We start from the raw sequence: 7,876 nt of genomic DNA, 5'->3' as shown, positions 1-7,876 counted from the left end.
GGCACCTGCCCGTACCGCCCTCGCGCGGTCCGTCCCCGGATCACTTCAGCCCGAGCACCATCGCGTCCGAGGGCGAGCACCAGACGGCCCGCGCCTCCCCGAAGCCCGCCGCGCGCAGCGTGTCCGCATGCCAGGCGACCGGCTGGAACGCCTCGGCCACGTCGCTCGCGTGGTCCGGCCCGTCGGCCGGATTGCCGAAGATCGCGAACCGCTCGGCCACCGGCCCCGCCAGCGCCTCGTCCCGCGCGGCGGTCTGCCACCAGTCCACCCAGTCCTGGGTGCCCGCGGCCTTGGCCCGCGTCCGCCGCGCCTCCTGGTACGCGTGGTCGGCGGCGTTGAGCCGGGGCGTGGCCGGATCGGGCATGTGGTCGGCGTTGAGGAACACCCCGCCCTCCCGCACCACGCCCGCGATCCGCCCGTACAGCGCCCGCAGCTCGTCCGAGCCCAGCCAGTGGAGCGCCGTGGCGGTGAGGACGGCGTCGTACGCACGGTGCGGCAGCCGCTCGGTCCAGCCGGGGTCGCACAGATCGGCGGTCACGAACTCGGCGCGCGGCTCGGCCGCGAAGTGGCCGCGGGCGATCGTCAGCAGCGCGGGGTCGAGGTCGACACCGGTGCTGATGGCGCCCGGGAACCGGCGCAGCGCCCGGACCGAGATACTGCCCGTGCCACACGCCAGGTCAAGAATCCGGGGCTCCGGGCCGACGACGGCCTCGACCGTGTCGAGCATCACCCGGAACCGTTCCTCACGATCGGGGAGGTACCACTCCTGCTGCCGGTCCCAGCTCCGCTGCCACGCCTGCCAGTCCGCCACGGCGACGGTGTCCGTCATCGAGCCCCTCCAAGCCATGCGTCATCGTCTCGGCGCAGCCGCCCGTAATACCCTCGTAAGCAGAACGCCTATTACCTGACCTGATGTGACCATAGACCGCCGTTCGTAAGGACCACAAGTGGAACTGGCTTATTACTCGGATCTCGCCGTGCGCCTGGTCAACAGCGAGGAGCCGAACCGCGGCACCGACACCCTGACCTCGGTGGAGGCCGTACGGGCGCTCTTCGCCGAGAGTCAGCAGGCCCGGCGGACGACCGACGCGGATGTCACCCGGCTGAGGTCGGTCAGGGCCCGGCTGCGCGCGGTCTTCGAGGCGGCGGCGGGCGGCGACGAGGTGCTGGCGGTGGACCTGCTGAACGCGCTGCTCATCGAGTTCCCGGTGAGCCCGCAGATCTCCGGCCACGAGACCCGCGACGAGGACGGCCGCCCCGACTGGCATATGCACATCGCGGACTACGCCGCCAACGCGAGCGCCGGATACGCCGCGACCGCCTCGATGGGGCTGGCCTTCCACCTCACCGAGCTGGGCGCCGACCGGCTGGGCATCTGCGAGGCGTCACCCTGCCGCAACGCCTATCTCGACACCTCGACAAATCGTTCCCGGCGCTACTGCTCCGACCGCTGCGCCACCCGCGCCAATGTGGCCGCCTACCGCGCCCGCAAACGCCTGGACGCCGAGCGGACGGCCGGCGCCGAGCGCAGCCGCCGCCAGGACCGCGAACCCACGGGCCGCACGGCGGACACCGCCCAGGAGACCAGCCCGGCCATCGACCGCTGACCACCGCGCCCGGCGCTCCGCCCGGCACTCCGCAGCGGCCGCAGCCGCACCCAGGCCCGCGCCACCACCAGTTCGTCCGGCACGACGCCGAACTCCCGGCTGTCGTTCTCCACGTACGGGTTGTCGCCCTTCACCCACCAGCCGCCCTCGCGCCGCTCCACCGCGCGCTTGACGATCAGCAGGTCCTGCCGGAACGGATGACGCAGAACCACCACGTCCCCCGGCCGTACGGGCGCCCCGTAGCGCACCACCAACTGGTCGCCGGGGTACAGCGTCGGCTGCATCGACGGGTTGTACACCTCCGCGAGCCCGATCCGCAGCAGCCCGCGCTGGTCGCGGTCCGGCTCCTGCCCGCGATCGCCCTGCTGCTCCCGCTGCATCACGGCACCTCCGGTCCTCACCCTGTGCACCCATCACGATCCCAGGCATCCCAGCCTTGCACTGGACTTTTGACCTAAGCCCCCCGGGGCACCCGAGAAAAGGCTTCCCCCACGGAGTAATCTCGCACCTGAGAAGACGATCACGAATGGAAGGACAGCTCTATGCTCTCCCGCCTGTTCGCCCCCAAGGTTCAGGTCAGTGCCCACTGTGACCTGCCCTGCGGTGTGTACGACCCGGCCCAGGCCCGTATCGAAGCCGAGTCCGTCAAGGCCGTCCAGGAGAAGTACCAGGCCAACGAGGACCCGCACTTCCGCGCCCGTGCCACCACCATCAAGGAGGAGCGCGCGGAGCTCGCCAAGCACCATGTCTCGGTGCTGTGGAGCGACTACTTCAAGCCCCCGCACTTTGAGAAGTACCCCGAGCTGCACCAGCTGGTCAACGACACCCTCAAGGCCCTGAGCGCGGCCAAGGGCTCGACCGACCCGGCCACGGGGCAGAAGGCCCTGGACTACATCGCCCAGATCGACAAGATCTTCTGGGAGACCAAGAAGGGCTGACCCCGCCTTTCATTAGCACCACCAGACCGCACCCGAGCCGCCCCGAGTGGCCCGGGTGCGGTCTTCTTTGTCATGAACTTTTTGCCGTGAATCTTGCCGGTTTGCCTTGAACATCCTTTCCGGGCGCCGGGGTTGACGCCCGGCCCCTCACCCCCGCGGGCTGATGCCCGCCACGGTCAGGTGCAGCAGTCGGGTCGCCTCGGTGGCGGGGTCGGGGTGGTGCTGGGTGGCCAGGGCGATGCCGGCGATCAGGGTGACCAGGTCGACCGGGGTCACGCCGGGGGCCACCGCACCGGCCCGTTCGGCTCGCCGCAGCAGGGGCTCGCCCGCCTCGGCGAGGGTGTTCACGCAGGGGTTCGCGTGTTCCGGGTCGAGTTCCCCGTCCCGTAGGAGCGCGGCGCCCAGGCCCTGCACCGTGGCGGAGTAGACGGTGAGCGCGCCCAGCCAGTCCAGCAGGGCGGCCCGTACGTCGTCCGCCTCCGCGAGTTCGCGGGCGCGGGTGGCCAGGGTTTCGATGCGTTCACGGAAGACCGCTTCCAGCAGGGCGCGCCGGGTGGGGAAGTGGCGGCGCACGGTGGCCGAGCCGACTCCGGCGGTGCGGGCGATCTGCTCCAGTGAGGCGTCGGCGCCGTGCGTGGCGACCTCCTCCTCGGCGACGGCGAGGATGCGCGCGTAGTTGCGCCGGGCGTCCGCGCGCTGGGCGGGCATGGCGTCACCTCCGGGTTGCCAAGGGTTGCTAAGTGGCGGGGCCCTCCGTATCGTACCGAGCCATAAGTGGCGGGGCCCGCCGTTTGGTCTTTCCAGTCGACTTGTCGATGAGTCGATTCACCTCTGCCCGAGGAGCAGCATGCCTTCGCAATCCCCGACGTCCGCCCCCGTCCTCGTCACCGGTGCCACCGGACAGCAGGGCGGCGCCACCGCCCGCGCCCTGCTCTCGGCGGGCGTTCCCGTGCGGGCCCTGGTCCGCGACGCGGCCGGCGAGCGGGCCAAGGCCGTGGCGGCGCTCGGTGCCGAGCTGGTCACCGGCGATCTGCTCGACTTCGACTCGGTGCGGCGCGCCGCCGAGGGGGCGCGCGCCGTCTTCTCCATCCAGATGCCCGATATGAACGATCTCCAGGGCGACTCCGAGTGGATCCAGGGGCGCAATCTGATCCAGGCCGCGCGGGACGCGGGGGTGGCACAGTTCGTGCACACCTCCGTCTCCGGCGCCGGCCAGCACCACACCGAGCCCGGCTGGGCGGAGGGCCGCTGGGCGGCTCTGGAGCACTACTACGCGACCAAGAGCGGCCTCCAGGACCGGGTCCGGGAGGCGGGTTTCCGCCACTGGACGCTGCTCAAGCCCGCCTTCTTCATGGAGAACTTCCTGTCCCTGCTCCCGAACGGCCCCGAAGGCGGCCTGGCCACCATCCTCCAGCCCGGCACCGAGCTCTCCCTCATCGCCGTCGCCGACATCGGCACGGCGGCCGCCGCGGCCATCGCCGAGCCGGAGCGGTTCCATGAGGTCGAGCTGGAACTGGCGGGCGACCACATGACCATGGCCCGGGTCGCCGAGGTCCTCTCCGAGGTCACGGGCGCCGAAGTGACCGCCCCGTCGATGACCGCGGACGAGGCGCTCGCCGCCGGGATGCCGCAGTGGGGCCTCGGGCACGAGCGGCTGAACGAGGTCGGCCAGCCCGCCCGTCCCGAGTTCGCACGCGCCCTCGGCCTCCCGCTCACCGGCTTCGCGGAGTGGGCCGGGCGCCATCTGCGGCCCGCGCGGCCCGCGGTGGTCTGACCCGCGCGCTCCCCAAGGCGTCCGCTCCGTGCTCCGGGCTGTGGTTGATGCCCGGACCGGAGTGGACGAGGCTGGAAGGGAGCCCTGGTGGACGGACCCGGTGCCGTCCCGGAGGGATGGCGAGGATGAAGCGCCACGACAGCGGCTCCGCGCGGGAGTGGGGCGGCTCCGACGAAGCGGATACGGCACGAGCCACCGTCAGCGATAATGGGACGCTGACCAGCTGGAACGAGGGCGCCCGTCGACCGCTCGGGCATCCGTCCCCCGATGTCGTGGGGCGGCCCGCCGCCGAGCTGCTGGCCGATCCGGGCCGCGCGGCGGGCGCCGAGGCCCGCCATGCCCGCACCCGGCTGACCCGGTGGCACGGGATCGTGGCGCTGCGCCACCGGGACGGCCGCGAGGTGCCCGTACCGCTGCTGGCGCACCGCAGACGGCCGGAGGGCGACTGGCTGCTGGTGACCGCGGCACCCAGCGCGGAGCAGCCCCCCGAGTCGTGGAACGACGCGCTGATGCGGTGGGCCTACACCCAGTCGCCCTGCCCGATGGCGATCTACGACGCCGATATGCGGCTGCGCAAGGTGAACGCCGAGATGGCCCGCGTCACCGGCCTCCCCGAGTCGGAGATCCGCGGTCTGCGGCTTTCGGAGATCAAGGGCAAGCTCCAGAGCGAACAGCTCGAAGCGGCCATGCGCCATGTGCTGGCCACCGGTGAGCCGCGCGAGGTGGAGACGTATCTGCGCACCGGAAGCGGCGAGATCAAGGAGCAGGCCTGGTCGGCCCGGTTCGCCCCGCTACAGGCGAGGGACGGGCGGGTGTACGCGGTCTGCATGGCGGCGCACGACATCACCGATCAGTATCTGGCCCGCCAGCGGCTGCTGCTGCTGAGCGCGGCCAGCGAACGGATCGGCTCCACCCTCGACATCGGCCACACCGCGCAGGAGCTCGCCGACGTCTGCGTACCGCGGCTGGCCGACTACACCAGCATCGACCTGCTGGACCGGCTGACCCAGGAGGAGGAGCTGCCGTCCGGGCCGCTCACCGACCCGGTCGTGCTGCGCCGCGCCGCCCGGCAGTCCATTTACGAGGGCTGCCCCGAGGCCGTGGTGCCGGTGGGGAAGGTGGACACCTACCCGAAGGTCTCGCCAATGGCCGAATGCCTGGTGGCGGGGCGTCCCATCATCCACACGTCCAGCGACCCCTCGATCGCCAAGTGGGGCGCGCTGAAGCCCGACCGCGCCCGGACGATCCAGCGGTTCGGCGTCCACTCGATCATGTCGGTGCCGATCCGGGCGCGGGGGACGACGCTCGGGGTGGCCGTGTTCGCCCGCCACCGCACCCCCGAGGCGTTCACCCAGGACGATGTGGTGCTGGCCGAGGAGATCACCACCCGGGCCGCCGTCTGTGTGGACAACGCCCGCCGCTTCACCCGGGAGCGCGACACCGCCCTGGCCCTGCAGCGCAGCCTGCTGCCGCAGACCCTGCCCCAGCCGCCGGCCGTCGAGGTCGCCTCCCGCTATCTGCCCGCGGGCCCGTACGCGGGGGCGGGCGGGGACTGGTTCGACGTCATCCCGCTCTCCGGGGCGCGGGTCGCGCTGGTGGTGGGCGATGTGGTCGGCCACGGCATCCAGGCGTCGGCCACCATGGGCCGGCTGCGGACGGCGGTCCGTACCCTCGCCGACGTCGATCTGCCGCCGGACGAACTGCTCACCCACCTCGACGACCTGGTGATCCACCTGGCCGCGGAGACCGGGGCCGAGGAGGCCACCGGGGATGTGGGGGCCACCTGTCTGTACGCGGTCTACGACCCGGTCTCGCACCACTGCTCACTGGCCGCGGCCGGGCACCCGGCCCCGGCGCTGGCCAGGCCGGACGGCTCGGTGGAGTTCCTGCCGGTGCCGCCCGGACCGCCGCTGGGGGTCGGCGGGCTGCCCTTCGAGGCGATGGAGAGCGAGCTGCCCGAGGACGCCGTGCTCGCCCTCTACACCAACGGACTGATGGGCGAATGGGACCGCGATGTGGACGAGGGGCGTCTGCTGCTGGCCGACGCGCTCGCCCACCCCTGCGGCTCCCTGAGCGGCACCTGCGACGCCGTGCTGCGGACCCTCCTCCCCGGCGAGGGTGTGCTGGACGACGTCGCGCTGCTGCTCGCCCGCACCCGCGCCCTGGACGCGGCGCACGTGGCCACCTGGGACGTGCCCGCCGACCCGGCGTGGGTGGCGCGGTCCCGCCGGAACGTGACGGAGCGGCTGACCCAATGGGGGCTCGACGAGGCCGTCTTCACCACCGAACTGGTCGTCAGCGAGCTGGTCACCAACGCCATCCGGCACGCCGTCCCGCCCATCCAGCTGCGGCTGATCCATGACCACTCGCTGATCTGCGAGGTCACCGACTCCTCCAGCACCGCCCCGCATATGCGCCGCGCCCGCACCTTCGACGAGGGCGGCCGCGGGCTGCTGCTGGTCGCGCGGCTCAGCCAACGCTGGGGAAGCCGCCAGACAGCCGAGGGCAAGACGATCTGGTCGGAGCAGACGCTGCCGGTGGGGCTGCCCGGCGGGCTGCTCGACCTGGACTGACCGGACCGGCTGGACTGGTTGGACCGGCTGGCTGTACCGGCTGGCTGTACCGAACGGCCCGGGGCTTCCGTGGGCCTCCGTGGCGTCAGAAACGCCAGCGCGTCTGGCCGTACTGGCCCTTGCGGAAGCCGAACGCGGTGGCCGGGGCGACCCGGTAGACCAGGGCCTCATGGCTCTCGTGGTGGACGACGCCGTCGCCCACCACGAAGGTCCACTCCTTGCCGTACTTCCCCACGTACGCCGCGGCGATCCGCCGCAGCGTGGCGTCGTCCCGCACCGGCTCGGCCGTGCCCTCGACCACCAGGTCAAGACCCTCGTGCAGCACCCCCGCACCCGTGGTGAGGACGCAGCGCGGATTGTGCGCGAGGTTCCGGGCCTTCTGCTCAGTGGGGCCGGTGCAGAAGCAGAGCGCGCCGTCGAGCCAGACGGCGACGAGCGGGGTGACATGGGGGCGGCCGTCCCGGCGGACGGTGGAGAGCCAGTAGAGCTCCGCGGCCGCCAGCCCCTCACGCCCCTCCGGCCAGGCGGTGGCGGTGGCGTCCGGGCTGCTGAAACGGGTGTCCAGCGCGGTCTGCGGTTCGTGCTCGCTGATCATCTGCTCGCTCCTCGCATGGCGTGGCGGTCCGGTGCGGTCCCGTGTGCTTGGACCGCCCGGCGGAGCGAAAGTCATCGCTCGCCTGCCTTCGGAGCCTCGCCGATCTTCGGAGCCACGCCGCTCTTTGGAGCCCCACCGCCCTTCGGAGCTACGAGACCTCGGCGGGCCCCGCGAGCCCCAGGATGTCGAGCTCGTCGCGGGTCGGCGGCACCTGGAGGCGCAGCAGCGGGCTCTCGTTGCGGACCAGCCACTGGCGGTACGCGACGCTCGCCCAGGCGATCTCGAAGTACGCGTCCGCCAGGTCGCCGAAGAGTGCGTCGACGTCGAGGGGCGCACCGGACACGGTGGCGGGGAGCGGGGGGGGGCGCGCCCCCCCCGCCCCCCCCCCC

7 protein-coding genes and 2 pseudogenes are annotated in these 7,876 nt (G+C 72.4%); 4 read left to right on the top strand and 5 right to left on the bottom strand.

The window, feature by feature from the left end:
• Positions 1 to 40: 40 nt before the first annotated feature.
• Positions 41 to 829, bottom strand: coding sequence for a class I SAM-dependent methyltransferase (locus ACFXB5_RS42585; RefSeq protein WP_385218932.1), 789 nt, complete (start codon positions 827 to 829; stop codon positions 41 to 43).
• A gap of 118 nt (positions 830 to 947) precedes the next feature.
• On the opposite strand from ACFXB5_RS42585, the gene ACFXB5_RS42580 reads away from it, so the two are divergent.
• The gene (locus ACFXB5_RS42580) at positions 948 to 1,607 is read left to right on the top strand and encodes a CGNR zinc finger domain-containing protein (protein ID WP_385218930.1); all 660 of its coding nucleotides are present in this window, start codon (positions 948 to 950) and stop codon (positions 1,605 to 1,607) included.
• A gap of 68 nt (positions 1,608 to 1,675) precedes the next feature.
• Here ACFXB5_RS42580 and sodX read toward each other — a convergent pair.
• Positions 1,676 to 1,987: pseudogene (gene sodX, locus ACFXB5_RS42575) on the bottom strand (nickel-type superoxide dismutase maturation protease); the annotation flags it as partial.
• A 162-nt stretch (positions 1,988 to 2,149) separates the two neighbouring features.
• Here sodX and sodN point away from each other — a divergent pair.
• Entirely contained in the window at positions 2,150 to 2,545 is a 396-nt protein-coding gene (gene sodN / locus ACFXB5_RS42570) for a superoxide dismutase, Ni (RefSeq protein ID WP_020868495.1), read from the top strand.
• A gap of 147 nt (positions 2,546 to 2,692) precedes the next feature.
• Here the strand turns inward: sodN and ACFXB5_RS42565 are convergent, their stop codons facing one another.
• Positions 2,693 to 3,253, bottom strand: coding sequence for a TetR/AcrR family transcriptional regulator (locus ACFXB5_RS42565; protein WP_385218928.1), 561 nt, complete (start codon positions 3,251 to 3,253; stop codon positions 2,693 to 2,695).
• Between the two features lie 139 nt (positions 3,254 to 3,392).
• Here ACFXB5_RS42565 and ACFXB5_RS42560 point away from each other — a divergent pair, with 139 nt between their 5' ends.
• Positions 3,393 to 4,319 carry an NmrA family NAD(P)-binding protein gene (locus tag ACFXB5_RS42560; RefSeq protein ID WP_385218926.1) on the top strand — a complete coding sequence of 309 codons (927 nt, stop codon included), beginning with the start codon at positions 3,393 to 3,395 and terminating at the stop codon, positions 4,317 to 4,319.
• A gap of 125 nt (positions 4,320 to 4,444) precedes the next feature.
• Complete coding sequence (locus ACFXB5_RS42555; RefSeq protein ID WP_385218924.1) at positions 4,445 to 6,892, top strand: SpoIIE family protein phosphatase; 2,448 nt, start codon at positions 4,445 to 4,447, stop codon at positions 6,890 to 6,892.
• An 85-nt stretch (positions 6,893 to 6,977) separates the two neighbouring features.
• Here the strand turns inward: ACFXB5_RS42555 and ACFXB5_RS42550 are convergent, their stop codons facing one another.
• Positions 6,978 to 7,487, bottom strand: a complete 510-nt coding sequence (locus tag ACFXB5_RS42550; RefSeq protein ID WP_385218923.1) for a pyridoxamine 5'-phosphate oxidase family protein — start codon at positions 7,485 to 7,487, stop codon at positions 6,978 to 6,980.
• A gap of 148 nt (positions 7,488 to 7,635) precedes the next feature.
• Positions 7,636 to 7,876: pseudogene (locus tag ACFXB5_RS42545) on the bottom strand (hypothetical protein); the annotation flags it as partial.

Source organism: Streptomyces sp. NPDC059455 (assembly GCF_042750115.1).
Classification (GTDB): domain Bacteria; phylum Actinomycetota; class Actinomycetes; order Streptomycetales; family Streptomycetaceae; genus Streptomyces; species Streptomyces endocoffeicus.
The sequence above is the reverse complement of the archived record's forward strand: the minus strand, read 5'-3'. Positions and strand labels throughout refer to the sequence as shown.

Coding starts and splice junctions, on each gene's coding strand:
- ACFXB5_RS42585 (WP_385218932.1), bottom strand. CDS start 829: ATGACGGACACCGTCGCCGTGGCGGACTGGCAGGCGTGGCAGCGGAGC.
- sodN (WP_020868495.1), top strand. CDS start 2,150: ATGCTCTCCCGCCTGTTCGCCCCCAAGGTTCAGGTCAGTGCCCACTGT.
- ACFXB5_RS42565 (WP_385218928.1), bottom strand. CDS start 3,253: ATGCCCGCCCAGCGCGCGGACGCCCGGCGCAACTACGCGCGCATCCTC.
- ACFXB5_RS42560 (WP_385218926.1), top strand. CDS start 3,393: ATGCCTTCGCAATCCCCGACGTCCGCCCCCGTCCTCGTCACCGGTGCC.
- ACFXB5_RS42555 (WP_385218924.1), top strand. CDS start 4,445: ATGAAGCGCCACGACAGCGGCTCCGCGCGGGAGTGGGGCGGCTCCGAC.
- ACFXB5_RS42550 (WP_385218923.1), bottom strand. CDS start 7,487: ATGATCAGCGAGCACGAACCGCAGACCGCGCTGGACACCCGTTTCAGC.